Below are 17,996 nucleotides of genomic sequence, written 5' to 3' on the forward strand. Positions count from 1 at the left end.
CCGGCGGACCGGCCGCACCGGGTGCTCAGCGAGTGGCCATGGCCTCAGTGCGTCGCGACGTGCTCGATCGCCTTGCCCGGCGAGTAGATGTCCAGGATGTTCCAGTGACCGGTGGTCGGAGTCGGCACGTTGACCATCGACACGTCGATCACGACGGGGCCGCCGAGGGCGATCGCGCGTTCGAGCGCCGGGCGGAACTCCGCCGCGGACTCCACCTTGATGCCGGTGATCCCGTACGCCCGCGCGATCGCGGCGAAGTCGGTGTACATCGGATCCTCGGCGCTGCCGAACACCGTCCCGTACGTGGTGTCGAATGCGGACTTCTCGAGGCCAGCGATCGTACCGAAGGCGTTGTTGTTCATCACCACCCACACCACGGCGACGTTCTCCTCGCGGGCGGTGGTGAGCACCGCCGGATTCTGGCCGAATCCGCCATCTCCCACGAGGGAGACGACGACGCGGTCGGGGCGCGCGATCTTCGCTCCGACCGCGGCCGGGGCGCCGAAGCCCATCGTGGCGAAGCCGCCCGGCGTGAGGAACGTGCCCGGCGTGAGGATGTCGAACTGCTGGCCCACGCCGTTCTTGTTCCAGCCCACGTCGGTCGTGATGATCGCGTCGTCCGGCAGGACGTCGCGCGTCTCGGAGAGGATGCGCTCCGGTCGCATGGGCCAGGCATCGGAAGCCTGAGCCGGGGCGTTCTCGCGCTTCACCGCAGACCTGCTCTCAGCGATCTTCGCGCGCAGTCCGTCCCGTCGTACCCCGGTCGGCGCGAGTCGGCGCGCGATCCGGACCAGCACGGCGAGCGCCGACTTGAGGTCTGCGAGCGCGCCGACCTCGAGCGGATAGTTGCGCCCCAGCTCGGTGGGATCGATGTCGATCTGCATGAGCCGGGTGGCGGGGATGTCGAAGGTGTACTCCGCGTACCACGAGCTCGAGTCGGCTTCCGCGAACCGCGTCCCGAGCGCGAGGATCCAGTCGGCCGTCCGGGTCGTCTCATTGGTGAACGCCGTCCCCCAGAATCCGGTCATGCCGAGGACGAGAGGGTTGTCGTCCGGCACCGCCCCCTTGCCCATCAGGCTGTGCGCGATCGGGAGCGAGAGAAGCTCGGCGAACTCGGCGAGCTCTGCCGAGGCATCCGCCGCGATGATCCCGCCGCCCACGTACAGCACCGGCCTCTCGGCGTCGAGCAGGTTGCGCACGATCCGCTCGCCTGCGGCCTCATCGAGGCTGGGCTTCGCGAGAGAGCGGGTGCCGCCGACGACCTTGTCGAACGACGCGATGTCGACCTCCGCCGAGAAGACGTCCATGGGCACATCCACGAGCACAGGACCCGGGCGCCCGCTCTCGGCCAGGGTGAAGGCCTTGTCGAGCACCTCCGCGATCAGGTGGGGCCGGTCGACGCGCCACGCACGCTTCACGAACGGCCGGTAGATCTCGTACTGCGCAGCATCCGCGTGGAGGTTGATCTCCTGGTGGGGGTGCTTCCCGAAGTAGTGGGTGGGCACGTCACCGGCGATGACCACAAGGGGGATCGAATCGAGGGCCGCGTTCGCGACCCCCGTCGCGGCGTTCGTCAGACCGGGGCCGAGATGGGTCAGCACCACCCCCGCACGCTGGGTCACCCGCGCGTAGCCGTCGGCGGCGTGCGCGGCGATCTGCTCGTGCCGGACGTTCACGAAGGAGATGCGGTCGCTCTTCTCGAGCGCCGCCAGCAGGGCGATGTTCGTGTGACCGCACAGCCCGAAGACATGCTCGACATCACGGGCCTCCAGGTACCTGACGATCTGGTTCGAGACCAGGTCCTTCATGGCGTTCTCCTTCTTGCGTCGCCGTTGACGGGGACCGATCGGCGCGCCGGTCCCGTGTACGTGTAACCGATCGATGGGGGCACCGGTCCCTTGATGCGTCCGCCCTGGGTCATCTGCTCGACGGCGTGGGCGAGGATTCCGACCGACCGCGAGAGGATGAAGACGCCGCGCCCGAGTTGGGGGGTGAAGCCGAGCTCGCAGTAGATGACCGCCGTGACGCCGTCCACGTTCATGGGGATCCGCCGCGGCCTGCCGTCGCTGATCGCGTCCTCGACGGCGCGCCCGATCGCGGCGAACCGGCCGGCGACCACTCCGTCCGCTGCCGCCGCGTCGACCAGCGACAGCAGCCGCGGCGTGCGCGGGTCCAGCGGATGGAATCGGTGGCCGAAACCCGGAACATACGTCATCCCCGCATCGCGGTGGCGACGCAGCACGGCCCGCACGGCCTGATCGACCCCGCCTGCGGCATCGATCTCGGCATCGATCTCGAGATACAGCTCCATGCACTGCTGGCCCGGCCCGCCGTGAATGTCGTCCAGCACGTTGATGGCAGAGGCCATCGCGCCGTTCACGGGGGCGCCGCACGTCGTCGCCATCCGCGCGATGGCGATCGAGGGCGCCTGCGGACCATGGTCGACGGACGCGACCAGCGCCGTCTCGAGCAGTGCCGCCTCGGCGGGCGAGGGCAGTTCCCCGCGCAGCATGAGCCAGATGGTGTCGACGAAGCCGACGCCGCCGATGAGCTCCTGGATCGGGTATCCGCGCAGCGCGATCTCTCCGGGATGGATGTCGATGATGTCGGTCTGCCACCACCGCCGCGCCTCGTCGAGCACTTCCTCCGAGTCCTGCGCCGGCTCGCGAGAGAGCGAGATCATGACGCGACCCTCGCCGCGTGCGGCGACTCGAGCGCGGCGTCGTAGAAGTCGCCGAACAGCTCCTCGTCGGATGGGCGGTCCTCGGGGATGGTGCGAGAGACCCACGTCGTGTTCAGGTAGTGGCGAAGCGAGACGTTCTCGGAGGTGATGTTGCCTCCCCAGGTGCCGCAGCCCATCGACGAGGTCATGGGCATGCCGTTCGTGAACGCGCCGGCGTTGGCCTTCGAGTTCGGCTGGCGCACCATGATCCGCGACACCGGCATGTGCCGCGCGAAGTAGTCGATGTGCGCGTCGTCGGTCGACGCGATGCCGCAGGAGTGGCCCTTCCCGCCGATCTCGTAGAGCCGCCTGGCCTCCTCGACGCCGTCCTCGAAACCGCCCGCGTAGGCGTGCACCGCCATGAGCGTGGTGAGCTTCTCCTTGCAGAACTGCCTGTCTTCGGCGATCCCGTCCCCTTCCACCAGGATGAACCGGCTCTCAGCGGGGATCTCGAATCCCGCGGCTCGGGCGAGCTCCTGCGGCGAGATCGCGACGGTGTCGGGGAGCCGGTGCCCCTCGTCGTCCCACATCACCGTCCCCAGAGCCGCGCGCTGGTCCGATGTGGCGAGGTACCCGCCCTCGGCCTGCAGGGCCGCGAGCATGTCGTGGTACCTCGACGCGGGGACGAGGACGTTCCCGTCCGCCGAGCAGCCTGAGCCGAAGTCGGAGGTCTTCGAGAGCATGCAGTTGCGAGCCGTCTCCTGCAGGTCCGCGGTCTCGTCGACGAACTCCGTCGCGTTGCCGGCCCCGACGCCGTACGCCGGCGTGCCGGAGCTGTACGCCGCCCTCACCAGTCCCTGGCCACCGGTCGCGATGACGAGGTCGGCGCGGCGCATGATCTCCTGGGATGCGGCGAGGCTGGGCAGCGTGATGCACTGCAGGATGTCGGCCGGAGCACCCTCCGCCTCCAGCGCCTCGCGCATGAGCCGGACGGTCTCGAAGGTCGTGTGCCTCGATCGTGGGTGGGGCGAGAACACGACGACGTCGCGCGCCTTGATTGCGTAGATCGCGTTGCCGGCGGGCGTCAGGTCGGGGTTGGTCGTCGGGACCACGCAGCCGATCACGCCGACCGGCTTGCCGTACTTGACGAGTCCCCTCTCGTGGTCCTCCTCGATGACACCGACGGACGGGCTGCGCAGGGCGTCGCGGAGCACGCCGCGGATCTTCATCCGCTTGTTCATGCGGCTGTCGAAGTCGCCGAGTCCCGACTCCTCGATCCCCATCCCCACCAGCCGGTGGAACGAGGTCCGGTTAGCGACCGCCCAGGCGACGGCCTGGATCAGGCGATCGACCCTGGCCTGATCGTAGGTCTCGATGATCGCCAGCGCGGCCTTCGCACGGGCGAACACCTCATCGAGCTCCTGCTCCTGCTCGAGCGAGAGGGACTTGCTTGTTGAAGCAGCCATGACAACTCCGTCCATGGGCATCTGATGCCGACCGCCGAATGCTATTCAGACGCCGACGCGGCCGACAAAGGGTGTCCCACTGGGCAGAAAGCGCGGGATCAGCCCACCGTTTCGGGCCTGTTCGGAGAGGAGTTGTACCACTCGATGGGTCGCGCGGTTGCCGCATCCCGCCCTCGCGGTTAGCGTCCCGAGCGCCGGCCGGTGCGGCCGATCCCCAGATCGAGAGGACCGGACGGCATTCCCCAGAGTGGCGCCAGGCGGGCGCAGTCCCACCCGGCGCCAGATCGAAGACGATCAAGGAGCAAGGGATGCGCAAACGACTGACCACGAGGTTGGGAGCCGCGGGAATCGGCGCGCTGGCGATAGTGCTCGCCATCGCGGCCTCACCCGCGTACGGGCAGCTGCGGCCGGCAGAACCGGTCCCGCCCGCGGGGCTCACAGGCCTCGAACCGACCGGAGCCGACATGCCGACCGTGGGAGGCAATCTCGGCAATCAGCACTACTCGGGCCTCACCCAGATCACGAAGCAGAACCTCAAGGACCTCGCGCCGACGTGGCGCACGCACGTGTCGGCGGTGGCCCCGGCTTCGGGCAACACCGGGCAGCAGACGACTCCGATCGTGGTCGGCGGCGTGATCTACCTCGACACGCCCAGCGGTGGCGTGATCGCGGTCGACGGTGTGACAGGAGACTCCATCTGGAAGTGGGAGAACCGCGTCTACGGGCTGTCGGGCACCCGCCGCGGTGTATCCGCCGGGGACGGCAAGATCTTCACGCTCGCCGGCGGCAACCGCGTCGTCGCGCTCGACCAGGCCACGGGCGCCGAGGTCTGGGCGGTCCAGCCCACCGGACCCGGCGGTGAGGACCTCGGGCGCGTCGGCAAGGTCGCGACCGTGTACTACGACGGAATCGTGTATGCGCACGCGGCGGACGGCGATCGGGGCGCGGTCGTGGCGCTCGACGCGAGCGACGGGTCGTATCTGTGGCACTTCTTCGGAGGCCCCCAGCGCGGCGAGCAGTTCACGGGCGTCGACGGCGTCACGTTCGACGCCTCGGAGACCTGGGGTCCGGTCCTCCCGGACGGAACGGACTGCTCCGAGGAGGGCGGTGCCACGTCCTGGATGCAGGGCGCCGTCGACCCCGAGCTGAACATGTACTACATGACGTTCGGCAACGCGCGCAGCTGCAACTCGTCGCAGGACGGCTCGCAGCGCCCGGGCGACAACCTGTTCTCGAGCACGATGGTCGCCGTGGACGCCTCCACGGGTGCGTACAAGTGGCACTACCAGTCGATCCACCATGACGTGTGGGACATGGACAACGTCCACCCGCCGACCCTGGCCGACATCCGCATCGCCGGCGAGGAGCGGAAGGTCGTCTTCTACGGCAGCAAGTCGGGTCACCAGTTCGTGCTGGATCGCACCAACGGCGAGCCGGTCCTCCCGGTGACGGAGAAGGCCATGATCACGGACTCGCGCCAGGCGCACTCGCCGACGCAGCCGTTCCCCGAGACCCGGCTCCTGCCGGACTGCGTCGTCTGGGAGAAGCTCGACGCCGCGAACATCCCGGGCGACCCGTGGCGTGCGGTGCCGAACTACAACGGCTACCAGCCGGACGCAGAGGGCAACCTCGTCTTCAACCCCGACAGCTATGTCGCGGTCGACGAGCCGTTCCTCACGTACCCGGAGGGGTACCCGGCCGACCATCGCCTCGGCTGCATGTACGACCCGCAGTGGGACGCGCCGATCCTCTCGACCACCAGCCAGAACGGCGGCGCCGACTGGTCGAACCACTCGTACAGCCAGAGCACCAACCTCGTCTACTACCCGTACGGGACCAACCCCGTCGCGCACTACAACGGCGCCTCCGCCAACGGCCTGCGCGCCATCGGGCAGTACCAGACGGGCGGCATCCTGGCCTACGACGCGTCCACCGGAAAGGTGGCGTGGACCAACCACCTCGGAACGGACATGTCGCACGGCCAGGGACCGCTGACCACGGCATCCGATCTGCTGTTCGTCGGCCAGATCGACGGCAGGGTGCTGGCGATGGACGCCGTCACCGGTGACGTGCTGTGGGACTTCCAGACCGGCTCGGGGATCGCGGCGGCGCCGGTCACCTACGAGGTGGACGGCGAGCAGTACGTGGCCGTGTTCGCCGCGGGTTCGACGAACCCGTACGGCGGCTCGGTGACGCAGGGCGACTCGCTCTGGGCCTTCAAGCTCGGCGGCACGTACACGACGGACTCCGGGAGCCAGGAAGGACCGGACACCGCGCCCCTGACGATCCGCCGTCCGGTGGGCGGAGCAGCCGTCGAAGGCTCGACGGTCGGCAACACCGTGCTCCTCGCGCGCACCAGCCGCACCGCCGACACCGCGGCGGCACGCGACAGCGTGGCGACGAACGGCATGCAGCCGACGCATCTGCGCGTGCCGGTCGGCACCACGGTGACCTTCCGCAATCCGGGGGCCGAGACGTTCCCGAACTTCCCCAACGCGAAGCCGCACTGCGCGACGCAGTTCTTCGAGGGCGAGTTCAACGTCAAGCTGCAGCCGGGGGAGACGTACCAGCACACGTTCGATCGTGCGGGTGAGTACTTCTTCAACGACTGCACGGACCCGCGGCCCACCGGCAAGATCGAGGTGTACCTCACGCCCCAGGATCAGCCTGGCGCGCTGAAGTTCACGCCGAGCACGCTGAACCTCGGGTCGGGGACGGGGCTGTTCACCGGCGTGAACGGCAAGGTCTCCGCGCACGTCGAGCTTCCGCCCGGCTACACCTACGACAGCGGTGCGGTGCTCGTCACGCCGCTGTCGTCGACGCCGGTCGAGGCTTCCAAGGTCACCGCCAACAAGAACCGGATCATCCTCCAGTTCGACGCCGCGGCCGTGGACAACAACGTGCCGGCCGGGGAGGTGAGTCTCACCGTGCGGGCGAACGTCATGAACGCCGCAGGGGTCCAGGAGCAGCTGTCCTCCACGGCCACCGTGACGGTCACGAAGTAGTCGTTCCCGCCACCGATCGATCCGCCTCCGTCGTTCGCGACGGGGGCGGATCGTCACGTGCGGAGCCGGTGTCCCATTCGACGAAACTCGGCTTTGCACGCGCCATCGCGGCCGCCAGAGTCGCAGGGGCAGCGATGCGCGTGCGCACGCTCCCAGGCATCGACAGAGAGGTTGGCAATGCACCCTGACACCGCGGCGGTGACGCCATGACCGACAAGGAACCCGGCGCCGAGCCCGACGAGGGCTCCGGCACCGAGCCCGAGAAGGCGGCGGGTGACGCCCGCGACGCGGCGCCCGGGGACTCCATCTACCCGGCGACGAACACCTTCTACACGACGCCCAAGCTCAACCAGGGCGTGCCGGCAGACCCGATGTTCATCCGCGTGCTCTCGGCGATCGAGATCACGATCGGGGTCACGCTGTTCGCGTGCATCGTGTTCGGCGTGATGTACCAGGTGCTCGGCCGGTACTTCCCCGCGATCAGCTGGGTCGGCGCGGGCGAGCTCGCGCTGCTGTCGATGATCGCGCTGACCTTCATTACCACCGGCTACCTCGTGGGCCGCAACGGCCACATCGTGCTCGAGATCTTCGACGAGATGCTCGCCGGGACCCGGCTCTTCGTCGCCCTGCGCGTCATCTCCGCCGTGATCATGGTCGTCACGAGCCTCGCGCTGGCCTACGAGGCATGGGTGAAGATCGACACCGAATGGGGCCGGCTGAGCGCGGCCATGCACATGCCCCTCGGCGTGCTCTACATCTTCGCCCTCGTCGGCTTCCTGTCGGCCGCCATCCACTCGTCGTTCAAGATCCCCTACGCGAACCGTCCCGAGCGAAAGCTCGACATCGGCGAGATGGAGGGCTGACCGGTGGACCTCTGGCTCTACATCCTGCTGTTCGTCGTCTTCCTGCTGCTGCGGGTGCCCGTCGCCTTCGCGATGATCGCCTCGAGCATGCTGTACTTCTACAGCCACGGCCTGTCGGCCGGCTACGCGATCTCGTCGATCGTCAACGGCATCAACAGCTTCCCGCTGCTGGCCGTCCCGCTCTTCATCTTCGTCGGCACGATCGCGAACAACCTCGGGATCGCCACGCGTCTGTACGACCTGGCGCGCGCGCTGCTGCCGCGTCTTCCCGGCAACCTGGCCTACGTCAACCTGGGCACGGCCATCGGCTTCTCGTGGATCAGCGGCTCCGCCCTCGCCGACGCCGCATCGACGAGCAAGGTGCAGATCCCCCAGATGCTGAAGGCCGGCTACCCCTACGGCTTCTCAGCCGGCCTCACCGCGTCGGGGTCGCTCATGAGCACCGTCATGCCGCCGAGCATCCCGGCGGTCCTCTTCGCGGCGACCGCCTCGATCTCGACCGGTGCGCTGTTCGCGGGCTCGATCATCCCCGCGATGCTCATGGCGATCGGCCTCGCCGCGTACATCTTCTTCTGGGTGCGCCGGCACCCGGACGTCGCCTCCAGCCGTCGCTTCGACGGCGGCATGTTCGGCAAGGCCGCCGTGCGCGTCATCGGCCCGGCGATGCTGCCCGTGATCATCCTCGGCGGCATCTTCAGCGGGCTGTTCACGGCGACGGAGAGCGCGGGCATCGCGGCGGTGTACATGCTCATCCTGGGCGCGATCTACCGCACGCTCACCTGGAAGGTGTTCTGGAAGTCGGCCAAGGAGACGGTCGTCATCGCGGGCGGGATCCTCCTGATCCTCGGCGCGTCCAACCTCATGGGCCAGGTGCTCGCACGGGAGCAGGTCTCTCGCGCGCTGGGCGAATGGCTGACCGGCCTCACCGACAACCCGCTGATCTTCCTGCTCATGCTCAACGTGCTGCTGATCCTGCTGGGCATCCCGCTGGAAGCACCGCCGGTGATCCTCGTGCTCGTCCCGATCCTCATGCCGATCGTCGCGCAGTTCGGCATCGACCCGGTCCAGCTCGGCGTCATCATGATCCTCAACCTGATGATCGGGTCGCTGACACCACCGGTCGGCGCGGTCCTGTTCGTGGTCGGCTCGATCACGCGCAGACCCATGGGAGAGCTCTTCCGCGGGATCCTGCCGTTCCTCATCCCGCTCGGGACCGTCCTGCTGCTCCTGACGATCTTCCCGGTCATCGTCACGTTCCTGCCGACGCTCCTCGGCCTGCTCTAGCCCCCCCCCGATCCGATGTCCCCGCGGCGCAGGTCGCGGGGACATCGGAGACATGGGAACCGCCTGAAAGGAGGCATCCGTGACGAGGAACCTCTTCGTGCTCAACGGGTCGAATCTCAACATGCTGGGTGTCCGCGAGCCCGAACTCTACGGACGCGCGACGCTCGACGACGTGCGGGCGGACTGCGAGCGGGTCGCGGGCGAACTCGGTTTCGAGCTGTTCTTCGCGCAGTCCAACGCCGAGCACGAGCTGGTGGAGTGGGTGCACGAAGCCTTCCGCCGGCACGCGGCGGTGGTCATCAATCCGGCGGGCTTCAGCTTCGGATCGATGCCGCTGCTGGACGCGCTGCGCATGCTGTCGACGCCCGTCGTCGAGGTGCACATCACCAACATCCACGCACGCGACGCCGACCACCGGCATTCGATCGTCTCGAAGGTCGCGCACGTGGTGATCGCCGGTGCGGGCACGTACGGCTACGAGCTCGCGATCCACGCCGCCGACCGTCTCACCGCCGGGGAGTAGGCGCCGGCGCCTTCGTACACGCCGGGGCGCAGCATCCATGATTTGTGAAACGGATGCTGCGCCCCGGCGCGTGCCGTCAGCCGCGGGCGATCGCGTCGGCGGCCTCGACGCCGAACACCAGGGCCTTCGTGAGGGCGGTCCCGGTCATGTACGAGGCGCCGTGGAAGCCGCCGACGACCTCGGTCCGACAGCTGGCACCCCATGAAGCCCGCACCGATGACGCCGATGCGCACCGGCGGGCGGTCTGATGCGGTCACAGGAGCCTCCCCGGAGCGCGGTCTCGCCGATCGTCGCGCCCGAGCGTATGCGACGGTGTTTCCCCTCGCGCGGGTCGTTCCATTCAGCGGCGCGGACCATCCGGCAGGTGTCGAGGCCGCATGTTCCACTCGCCGGGACATCGCTTTGCCGCCCGTTCGAAGTCCGTAAGAGTCGGCACTGCCACCGGGCCGCAACGTGACACCGTGTCGACACCCGTCCGCACCGTGCGAGCGATGTCGAGAGGATGCTGCGCTCCGGCCACCCAACGTCACGTCAGAACTTGCACGAAGACGTGCGAAGAAATCAGAGGAGAGTCCCATGAGCACAGCCCGCTCGACTCGCCGCGGCCTTCTTGCCGCGTCGGCGCTCGCAGCAACCGCTCTCGTCGCCGCCGGCTGCGCCGGTGGAGGCACCCCCGAGAGCGCGAACACCGAGAGCGCGGCAGCGAACGAACCCGTCACGCTGACCGTCGCGACCAGCCAGAACGAGGAGACGCCGAACTACTACTGCGGCGTCGAATTGCTGAAGGACCGGCTCGAGGGCGCCGACGTCGGCTTCACCGTCGAGCTCTACCCCGCGAGCCAGCTCGGCCCGGACGCCGACCGGTTCCCGCTCGTCCAGGCCGGCGACATCGACATCGACCTGCAGGGCGCGTCCGCGCTCAGCTCGACGTTCGAGCCCATCGGCGTCGTCGACGCCGCCTACGCCTTCGACGACGTCGACCACGCCTTCACGTGGATCGACGAAGGCTCGGAGGACCTGTTCACCTCGTTCCACGAAGCCACCGGCGTCAACATCGTCGACGGCTGGTTCTTCGGCAACCGCACGTTCACCACCAAGGACGTCGAGGTCACCAGCCCTGACGACCTCGAGGGCGTCCCGATGCGGTTCCCGAACTCGCCGCAGTTCCTCGCCAACGCCGCGGCGCTGGGCGTGACGAACCCGGTGTCGGTCGCGGTCGAGGAGGTCTACTCCGCTCTGCAGCAGGGCATCGCGGTCGGCCAGGAGAACCCGATCGTCGCGACGCACTCGTCCAGCTACGACGAGGTGCTCAACACCGCGGTGCTCAACAACCACAACGTCGGCATCCACTGGCTCCTGGTCAGCGACAAGACGTACGACAAGATGAGCGACGAGCAGGCGGCGCTGCTCGAGGAGACCATCCACGAGATCCGCCCCGAGAACCGCACGTGCGTCGAGGAGGCGACCGAGGAGATCCTCGACGAGTACCGTGCCGACGACGCGTTCACGGTGATCGAGACAGAGGACATCGACATGGACGCCTTCATCAGCCAGGCCGAGGCGTACTTCGAGGACCACTACACCGGTGAGAACCTCGAGGCGTACCAGGCCATCCGCGAGATGGCGGGCTGAGCCCACACAGCGACGACGAGGGGTGGGTGCGCTCGCGCACCCACCCCTCGTCGTTTCGTCGTCACACCCCGCGGTCGGAGGACAGCCGGCGGCCGAGCGTCATCGCCGCGGCACGCACCGCGGGTGCCACGCGGTCGGGGTCGAGGTCCGCGATCGAACCTGCCACGGAGATCGCGGCGACGGGCACGCCGCCGTGGTCGAGGATCGGGCTCGCGGTGCAGGCCCGGCCCACCGCGCACTCCTCCTTCTCGGTCGCGGCGCCGAGTCGCCGGATGCCGACCAGCTCGCGCGTCAGCAGCGCCGGGTCGGAGATCGTGTGAGTCGTCCGCTTCTCCAGCTCTCCAGTCGTGATCCTGTTGACCTCCGCGGTTGGGGAGAACGCCAGGATGGCCTTGCCGAGGGCCGTCGAATGCGCGGGAAGACGGCCGCCGATCCTGGCCAGGGGACTCGCCGTGGGCTGACCGCGCACGATGGCGACGAACACGACGTCGGCCCCTTCTAGCACCGCCAGGTGGACGGTCTGCCCCGTGATGTCGCGCAGTTCCGACATGACCGGCAGGGCGAGCCGCCGCAGCGTGCGGGGCTGTTCGACCGTCTGACCGAGCTCGAAGAGCCGGATGCCCAGGTACAGCAGATCCCCGTCGCGGTCGAGGAACCGCTGCGCCACGAGGTCTGCGGCGATCCTCGACACCGTGGACTTCGGCAGGTTCGCACGCCGCGCCAGCTCGGAGACGCCGAGTCCCTCGTCCTGCTCGCCGAAGGCGTCGAACACCGCCGTCACACGATCGAGGACGCTGACGGATTCGTTCCAGCTCGCGGTGCGCATCAGCTCACGCCGCGGCCAGGCGACGGGTCACCGTGCTCCCGGCGGCGCGCACCAGCGGCGCGACCCGATCCGGGTCCATCGCACCGCTCGGCCCGGCGATCGAGATCGCCCCGAGCACCACACGATCACTGGACAGCACCGGTGTGGCGACGGCGAGGATGCCCGGATACGAGGCCTCCATGTCGGTCGCCATCACGGCGGCGCGCACGTCCGCGAGCTCCCGCCGGAAGCTGTCGGCGTCGTCTTCCGGCAGCGGCGCGCTGACCCGGCTGACCACCGCCGGGTCTGCGCAGAAGGCGAGGTACGCCTTGCCGCTGGCCGTCGTGAGTGCCGGGGATCGCATGCCGGCACGGGTCGGGAGCATCGGCAGGCGACCGGCGACGGCGGCGATGGAGATCATGTCGGTTCCCTGCTGCACCCACAGGCCCACGCGCTCGCCGGTGACGTCGCGGAGATTCCGGAGCACGGGCGCCGCAGCCGCGACGAGGCGGCGCGGCAGGCTCGCCCGGGCTCCCAGCTCGAACAGGCGCAGTCCCAGCGCGACGCCGTCCTCGGTCCGCGACAGATAGCGTTGCGACACGAGTTCCGCGACCAGCCGCGAGACCGTGGACTTCGGCATCGCCGTCCGGCTCGCGAGATCGGTGATCGTGATCGATCCGGCCGACCCCTTGACCGCGTCGAGGATCGCGATGATGCGATCGAGCACGGAAACGGGCCGCGCCGGCGTGGCGGGAGTCGTGTTCCATTCGGCGAGACTCGGCATCGAGCTCCCCCTCCCAACAGGTTGAATCGTCGTCGATCATCCGTTGCGTTCGAACGTACTAGTTAGTACGGATCGAGGCAATGGTGCAACAGCAATCACGGGTGCCGGCCGGTTCCGGTCGCCACAAGGAGGTGTCATGCGCACGTCGATTCCCCCGGTCATCCCGGCGAACCGCTACGTGGTCGGCCTGATCGGCGAGGGGATCCAGGAGTCGCTGACGCCCCCCATGCATGAGGCAGAGGCTGGGGCGCTCGGTCTCGACTACGAGTACCGCATCTTCGACCTGATCGAACTCGGCCGGCCCGCCACGGACGTCGGCGCGATCCTCGTCGAGGCGCGTGACGCCGGGTTCGCCGCGATGAACATCACGCACCCGTGCAAGCAGCTCGTCCTCGACCTCGTAGACGAGTTGGATACGGATGCTGCGAACCTCCGCGCCGTGAATCTCGTGGTCTTCACCGACGGGCGCCTGGTGGGCCGCAACACCGACTGGATGGGCTATCGCGACGGGCTCATCGCCGGCCTGCCGGGAGCGTCGTTCGACGACGTCGTGCAGTTCGGGTGCGGAGGCGCCGGTGCGGCGACCGCCTATGCGCTCCTCTCTCACGGCGCCCGGCAGCTTCGGCTGGCCGACGTCGACCCGGCGAAGGCGGATGACCTCGCCGGCCGAATGGCAGCGCTCTTCCCGTCGCAGGTCGTCTCAACTGTCGCGCCGCACGATCTTCCCCGGGCCGTCGCGGCCGCCACGGGTGTCGTCAATGCCACTCCGCTGGGCATGGCTCACCACCCGGGGGTCGCGTTCGATCTCGAGCTGCTCCGCCCGGGTGCGTGGGTCTCGGACGTGGTCTACCGACCACTCGAGACCGAGCTCCTCCGGCAGGCGGTGCACCGCGGCCATCCGGTGCTGCACGGCGGCCTGATGGCCGTCGGGCAGGCATGCGCCAGTCTCCACATCATCACGGGCAGGGAGCCCGATCGTGAGCGGATGCAGCGCCATTTCCGCGTGCTCATCAGCGCCGAGGAGCAGTCAGGCCGGGGAAAGGGCGAGCGATGAGCGAATCGAGCGACGTGCGCGAGGACGCGTCCACGGCCAGGGCGCTGCGCACCAAGGAGGACATCCTCCGGGTCGCCACCGCCGAGTTCGCCGCCAACGGCTACGCAGGGGCCCGCGTCGATGAGATCGCCGCCCGCACCCGCACGACCAAGCGGATGATCTACTACTACTTCGCCTCGAAGGAGAGCCTGTACCTCGCGGTGCTGGAGCGCGTGTACGCGCAGATCCGCCAGGTCGAGCGGGGGATCCAGATCGGCGAGCTCGCCCCTGATGAGGCGCTCCGCAGGATCGCCGAGGCGACGTACGACCACCACACGACGCACCAGGCGTTCATCCAGCTGGTGAGCATCGAGAACATCCACCGAGCTGAGCATCTGAAGCAGTCCGACACCATCCTCCGCGAGAACGCCACCGCGATCACGCTGCTCGAAGAGGTCATCGAGCGAGGTGTGCGCGCGGGGGCGTTCCGCGACGACGTCGATGCGGTGGATGTCCACATGGTCATCAGCGCCTATGCCTGCTTCCACGTCGCCAACCGCCACACGTTCGCCGCGATCTTCGACCGCGACATGCTGGATCCGCACCTGCAGGACTCGCACCGGCGCCTCATCGGCGACATGATCGTCGCCACCATGACCGATCGCCCGGGCGCACGACCGCCTGTCTGAGACGGGTCAGCCGCGGGCGGGCCCGAATGAGGCGAGCCGCTGCGCGACCGTCTTCGCCGCTGCGCGCACGTCAGCGGCGTATCTGCTCGCGTCGAAGTCTTCGGCACGTCCCGAGACCGAGATGGCGCCTGCGAGGCCGCTCCCGGGAACGAGCACAGCGGCCGCGATCCCGCGCACGTCGGGGTCGAGCTCACGATCCTCGACAGCGGTGCCGCCCCGCCGGATGTCGGCGAGCTCGCGCTCGAGCAGCACCGGATCGGTCACCGTCTCGGTCGTCAACGCATCGAGCTCCTCCGAGACCACCTCGTCGACCTCGGCCGGCGCCGCGTGCGCCAGTGCCGCCTTGCCCAACGCGCTGGCGTGGATCGGGACCCGCGTCCCGGTGCGCACGGCGGGCATCGCGCCTCCTCGTCCGCGCACCATCGCGATGCAGACCATGGCGCGCGCGTCGCGGATGGCGAGGTGCACGTTCTCACCGGTCCTGTTGCGCAGGTCGGTCATGACGGGCAGTGCCGCGATCCTGAGCTCGCGGGGTTGCTCGGCCAACTGTCCCAGCTCGAACAGCCGCAGCCCCAGGTGGATGAGCCTGCCGTCGCGCTCGAGGTACCGCTGGCGGACGAGCGTCGCCACCAGCCGCGACACCGTCGACTTGGGCAGCCCCGCGCGCAGCGCGAGCTCGGAGATGCCCAGGCCTCTGTCGTCCTGGTCGAACGCCTCGAGGATGCACGTCATGCGGTCGAGCACGCCGAGAGCATCGTCGCCGCGTTCGGCGCGCATCCCTCAGGCCACCTGCAGCGCGAGCCGGTGCGTGAGCGCGAGCGCCGCGTGTCGCACCAGCGGAGCCATCCGATGCGGATCCATGTCGGTGACGGGGCCGGCGACGGAGATCGCCGCCACGGGGACGCGGTCCGGCGAGAGCACGGGGCTCGCGACGCCGACCACCCCCGGAAAGGTCTCGCAGAGATCGATCGCGACCGACGCCGTCCGCACCGACACGAGCTCCTTCTCGAAGGTGTTGCGCCGGCTCGAGTCGAGGCCGGTGAAGACGCTGCCGAGCACGCCCTCGTCGTCGGTGAACGCCAGCACCGCCTTGCCGAGGGCGGTGGTGACCGAGGGCACGCGGACTCCGGCGCGTGACGGCACCGGGCGCAGACGCCCGCGCACAGAGATGACCGACAGCATCTCGCGGCCCTCCTGGACGGCGACGTTCAGGTGCTCTCCCGTCGCGTTGAAGAGCTCCGCGAGCACCGGCAGCGCGGCGACGCTCAGGCGCCGCGGCGTGCTCGCTCGCGCGCCGAGCTCGAAGAGCCGGAGCCCGATCACCACGCCCTCCTCGGTGCGCGTGAGGTAGCGCTGCCTGATGAGGTCGCCGACCAGCCGCGACACGGTGGACTTGGGGATGCCGGTGGCCAGCGCGAGCTGGGTGATCGTGGTGGAGCCGTGCGACTCGCGCACGGTGTCGAGGATGGCGAGGATCCGATCGAGCACCGATACCGGCTCGTCTCTGAGGGCGGATCGCATGTGTGCAGTATCCGTGCGACTCACGCGGTGCGGCAAGCGTCCACCCCCACACCGGGCATCTGGTTCCACCCAATGGGACGCGTGCGCCCCGACGGCATGCGTCGGGGGCCCGGATCCGTCGATCCGACGTATCCGGGCCCCCGCGGTCAGCACCTATGAACCTCCGTCTTGGCCGGTCACGCCGCGCAGAACGGCTTGATGCCCATCGCGCTCTCGAGCCCCTCCAGCACGTGCTGCTTGAAGAATTCGTCGCCGGCGAGGGGGGCATCGGTCCAGGCTGCGGCGTCGTGACCGAGCGTCGTCAGCCAGGCACGACCGCCGTCGTAGTACTGGCACCAGCTGACCGGGTGGGACTCGCCGTGACCCGCGGGGGTCGCCTCGCTCGTCGCCTTGTCGACCTCGAGGAGGACGTTGACGAAGCTCGGGTACGGCGTCAGGTTGTACCACTCGTCCTTGAATGCCCACGTCGGCGGGAGGAACGACGTCGAGACGTCCTTGTTGTTGATCGTCTCGACCGTGCCGTCGCGGTTCGGGCCGTGGTTGTAGAAGTTGGCCCCACCCAGCAGGCCCTCGTAGTACTCCCACGAGTACTCGGCGCCGAACGCGTTGTGGATTCCGACGAAACCGCCGCCGCCGCGGACGTACTGCATCAGCGACGTCTGCGCGGTGTCGTCGAGCGTGTCGCGGTTCGAACTCAGGAAGACGACCGCCTGGTAGTTGTTCAACCGGAACTGCGAGAGGTCCTCGGTGTAGTCCGCGGCGATCCCGCGCTCCGCGGCCCACGCGATGAGCGCCGACTGGGCGACGTTGTTGGCGTTCAGCGGAGGATTGAGGCCGGGGCCGAGGGCGGTGCCCAGGTGAGCGTGTCGCGGACCGGCGGTGCGGCTCCAGATGAGGATGCGCTTCTGCTCGCCTTCCTTCCAGCCGTTGCCCCATTCGTTGTAGCAGGCGGGGTCGGTCCCACGGCAGACGCCGTAGTCCTTGATCTCGTCCGTGTAGATCTGGCTGGCGGTCGCGGGCTGGCCGCCCAGTCCGTTCCCGTTGCCCTTCCCGTTGTTCAAGGCCGCTCCCCCGACCACCAATCCCGCGCCGAGTGCTGCCGCGGCGACGAGGGCGACACCGGAGCGTATGAGCGATTTCATGTGATCTCCTTTGATCCGTTCGTGCTGGGACCTCGGGGCATCATGTGCGAACGGCCCGGGTCGGCAGCGAATCTAGGCGCAGCCGATTGCGCGCAGCAACGCGCGTCCCACCCAGTAAGCCGAGGAGCTGCAAGCACCTGATCACATGCCGGCCGCCAACATGGCAGAAGCCCCACGATTCCCGTATTTCTACGGGATTCGTGGGGCTTCTTAACGCGGAATGGCCACCCTGTGTGGGTGGCCATTCCGTGAATGGGTGTCCGGCGGTGTCCTACTCTCCCACAGGGTCCCCCCTGCAGTACCATCGGCGCTGAGAGGCTTAGCTTCCGGGTTCGGAATGGGACCGGGCGTTTCCCTCTCGCTATGGCCGCCGTAACTCTTTCGATGAGTTCGGTGCTTTCACAACGTGAAAAGTTCTCTTTTTGGTTGTGTTCCCGACCGTACATCGGGAACCACTCAGTGGACGCGAGCATTCTCAACCCACCCGCACAGAAGGGGGGTGGGGGGAAGTGTTTTCAAGTCATCGGCTTATTAGTACCAGTCAGCTGCACACGTTGCCGTGCTTCCACATCTGGCCTATCAACCCA

Annotated in this window: 16 protein-coding genes and 1 rRNA gene; 7 read left to right on the forward strand and 10 right to left on the reverse strand. The window is 68.6% G+C overall.

From position 1 onward, the window contains the following. Positions 1-44 precede the first annotated feature (44 nt). Genes ACFC1K_RS11965 through ACFC1K_RS11975 form a run of 3 tightly spaced genes read right to left on the reverse strand, consistent with a single transcriptional unit; the run spans position 45 to position 4,128 of the window. A complete protein-coding gene (locus tag ACFC1K_RS11965) occupies positions 45-1,808 on the reverse strand; it encodes a thiamine pyrophosphate-binding protein (protein WP_375871788.1) in 1,764 nt (587 codons plus the stop codon). After that, positions 1,805-2,683: a citryl-CoA lyase gene (locus ACFC1K_RS11970; protein WP_375871789.1), complete on the reverse strand. Its 879-nt coding sequence runs from the start codon at positions 2,681-2,683 to the stop codon at positions 1,805-1,807. The genes ACFC1K_RS11965 and ACFC1K_RS11970 overlap by 4 nt, the downstream gene beginning before the upstream one ends. Then, positions 2,680-4,128 (reverse strand): aldehyde dehydrogenase family protein, encoded by a 1,449-nt coding sequence (locus tag ACFC1K_RS11975; RefSeq protein ID WP_375871790.1) that lies wholly within the window; start codon positions 4,126-4,128, stop codon positions 2,680-2,682. The genes ACFC1K_RS11970 and ACFC1K_RS11975 overlap by 4 nt, the downstream gene beginning before the upstream one ends. Before the next feature lie 308 nt (positions 4,129-4,436). Here ACFC1K_RS11975 and ACFC1K_RS11980 point away from each other — a divergent pair, with 308 nt between their 5' ends. The 4 genes from ACFC1K_RS11980 to ACFC1K_RS11995 all read left to right on the forward strand — a co-directional run bounded on the left by ACFC1K_RS11980 (position 4,437) and on the right by ACFC1K_RS11995 (position 9,803). Beyond that, positions 4,437-7,133: a PQQ-binding-like beta-propeller repeat protein gene (locus ACFC1K_RS11980; RefSeq protein ID WP_375871791.1), complete on the forward strand. Its 2,697-nt coding sequence runs from the start codon at positions 4,437-4,439 to the stop codon at positions 7,131-7,133. A gap of 206 nt (positions 7,134-7,339) precedes the next feature. Then, positions 7,340-7,996: a TRAP transporter small permease gene (locus ACFC1K_RS11985; RefSeq protein ID WP_375871792.1), complete on the forward strand. Its 657-nt coding sequence runs from the start codon at positions 7,340-7,342 to the stop codon at positions 7,994-7,996. Positions 7,997-7,999: 3 nt separating this feature from the next. Beyond that, positions 8,000-9,280 (forward strand): TRAP transporter large permease, encoded by a 1,281-nt coding sequence (locus ACFC1K_RS11990; RefSeq protein WP_375871793.1) that lies wholly within the window; start codon positions 8,000-8,002, stop codon positions 9,278-9,280. Between the two features lie 79 nt (positions 9,281-9,359). Further along, complete coding sequence (locus tag ACFC1K_RS11995; RefSeq protein ID WP_375871794.1) at positions 9,360-9,803, forward strand: type II 3-dehydroquinate dehydratase; 444 nt, start codon at positions 9,360-9,362, stop codon at positions 9,801-9,803. A gap of 76 nt (positions 9,804-9,879) precedes the next feature. Here the strand turns inward: ACFC1K_RS11995 and ACFC1K_RS12000 are convergent, their stop codons facing one another. Continuing rightward, complete coding sequence (locus ACFC1K_RS12000) at positions 9,880-10,017, reverse strand: hypothetical protein (RefSeq protein ID WP_375871795.1); 138 nt, start codon at positions 10,015-10,017, stop codon at positions 9,880-9,882. Positions 10,018-10,379: 362 nt separating this feature from the next. On the opposite strand from ACFC1K_RS12000, the gene dctP reads away from it, so the two are divergent. Beyond that, positions 10,380-11,435: a TRAP transporter substrate-binding protein DctP gene (gene dctP, locus ACFC1K_RS12005; protein WP_375871796.1), complete on the forward strand. Its 1,056-nt coding sequence runs from the start codon at positions 10,380-10,382 to the stop codon at positions 11,433-11,435. A 61-nt stretch (positions 11,436-11,496) separates the two neighbouring features. Here dctP and ACFC1K_RS12010 read toward each other — a convergent pair whose 3' ends face one another. Then, positions 11,497-12,261, reverse strand: a complete 765-nt coding sequence (locus ACFC1K_RS12010; RefSeq protein WP_375871797.1) for an IclR family transcriptional regulator — start codon at positions 12,259-12,261, stop codon at positions 11,497-11,499. A gap of 4 nt (positions 12,262-12,265) precedes the next feature. Continuing rightward, complete coding sequence (locus ACFC1K_RS12015) at positions 12,266-13,024, reverse strand: IclR family transcriptional regulator (RefSeq protein WP_375871798.1); 759 nt, start codon at positions 13,022-13,024, stop codon at positions 12,266-12,268. 136 nt (positions 13,025-13,160) lie between these two features. On the opposite strand from ACFC1K_RS12015, the gene ACFC1K_RS12020 reads away from it, so the two are divergent. Both ACFC1K_RS12020 and ACFC1K_RS12025 read left to right on the forward strand, forming a co-directional pair. After that, positions 13,161-14,078: a shikimate dehydrogenase gene (locus ACFC1K_RS12020; RefSeq protein WP_375871799.1), complete on the forward strand. Its 918-nt coding sequence runs from the start codon at positions 13,161-13,163 to the stop codon at positions 14,076-14,078. Beyond that, positions 14,075-14,746, forward strand: coding sequence for a TetR/AcrR family transcriptional regulator (locus ACFC1K_RS12025; protein WP_310287889.1), 672 nt, complete (start codon positions 14,075-14,077; stop codon positions 14,744-14,746). The genes ACFC1K_RS12020 and ACFC1K_RS12025 overlap by 4 nt, the downstream gene beginning before the upstream one ends. 6 nt (positions 14,747-14,752) lie before the next feature. Here ACFC1K_RS12025 and ACFC1K_RS12030 read toward each other — a convergent pair whose 3' ends face one another. The 4 genes from ACFC1K_RS12030 to rrf form a co-directional block, all read right to left on the reverse strand. Further along, positions 14,753-15,523 carry an IclR family transcriptional regulator gene (locus tag ACFC1K_RS12030; RefSeq protein WP_310287887.1) on the reverse strand — a complete coding sequence of 257 codons (771 nt, stop codon included), beginning with the start codon at positions 15,521-15,523 and terminating at the stop codon, positions 14,753-14,755. A 3-nt stretch (positions 15,524-15,526) separates the two neighbouring features. After that, on the reverse strand, positions 15,527-16,267 hold the full coding sequence (locus tag ACFC1K_RS12035; protein WP_310287884.1) for an IclR family transcriptional regulator: 741 nt from the start codon (positions 16,265-16,267) through the stop codon (positions 15,527-15,529). A gap of 176 nt (positions 16,268-16,443) precedes the next feature. Then, positions 16,444-17,409: a ThuA domain-containing protein gene (locus tag ACFC1K_RS12040; protein ID WP_310287881.1), complete on the reverse strand. Its 966-nt coding sequence runs from the start codon at positions 17,407-17,409 to the stop codon at positions 16,444-16,446. Positions 17,410-17,667: 258 nt separating this feature from the next. Next, positions 17,668-17,784 (reverse strand): 5S ribosomal RNA (gene rrf / locus ACFC1K_RS12045). Between the last annotated feature and the right edge of the window lie 212 nt (positions 17,785-17,996).

The organism is Microbacterium sp. NPDC056057, assembly GCF_042266945.1.
GTDB classification, from domain to species: Bacteria; Actinomycetota; Actinomycetes; order Actinomycetales; family Microbacteriaceae; genus Microbacterium; species Microbacterium trichothecenolyticum_C.

What these genes read in the sequence shown, in the direction of transcription:
- ACFC1K_RS11975 (WP_375871790.1), bottom strand. Translation starts at nt 4,128, where the DNA reads ATGGCTGCTTCAACAAGCAAGTCCCTCTCGCTCGAGCAGGAGCAGGAG.
- ACFC1K_RS11980 (WP_375871791.1), top strand. Translation starts at nt 4,437, where the DNA reads ATGCGCAAACGACTGACCACGAGGTTGGGAGCCGCGGGAATCGGCGCG.
- ACFC1K_RS11985 (WP_375871792.1), top strand. Translation starts at nt 7,340, where the DNA reads ATGACCGACAAGGAACCCGGCGCCGAGCCCGACGAGGGCTCCGGCACC.
- ACFC1K_RS12035 (WP_310287884.1), bottom strand. Translation starts at nt 16,267, where the DNA reads ATGCGATCCGCCCTCAGAGACGAGCCGGTATCGGTGCTCGATCGGATC.
- ACFC1K_RS11970 (WP_375871789.1), bottom strand. Translation starts at nt 2,683, where the DNA reads ATGATCTCGCTCTCTCGCGAGCCGGCGCAGGACTCGGAGGAAGTGCTC.
- dctP (WP_375871796.1), top strand. Translation starts at nt 10,380, where the DNA reads ATGAGCACAGCCCGCTCGACTCGCCGCGGCCTTCTTGCCGCGTCGGCG.
- ACFC1K_RS11965 (WP_375871788.1), bottom strand. Translation starts at nt 1,808, where the DNA reads ATGAAGGACCTGGTCTCGAACCAGATCGTCAGGTACCTGGAGGCCCGT.
- ACFC1K_RS12025 (WP_310287889.1), top strand. Translation starts at nt 14,075, where the DNA reads ATGAGCGAATCGAGCGACGTGCGCGAGGACGCGTCCACGGCCAGGGCG.
- ACFC1K_RS12015 (WP_375871798.1), bottom strand. Translation starts at nt 13,024, where the DNA reads ATGCCGAGTCTCGCCGAATGGAACACGACTCCCGCCACGCCGGCGCGG.
- ACFC1K_RS12020 (WP_375871799.1), top strand. Translation starts at nt 13,161, where the DNA reads ATGCGCACGTCGATTCCCCCGGTCATCCCGGCGAACCGCTACGTGGTC.
- ACFC1K_RS12030 (WP_310287887.1), bottom strand. Translation starts at nt 15,523, where the DNA reads ATGCGCGCCGAACGCGGCGACGATGCTCTCGGCGTGCTCGACCGCATG.
- ACFC1K_RS12040 (WP_310287881.1), bottom strand. Translation starts at nt 17,409, where the DNA reads ATGAAATCGCTCATACGCTCCGGTGTCGCCCTCGTCGCCGCGGCAGCA.
- ACFC1K_RS12010 (WP_375871797.1), bottom strand. Translation starts at nt 12,261, where the DNA reads ATGCGCACCGCGAGCTGGAACGAATCCGTCAGCGTCCTCGATCGTGTG.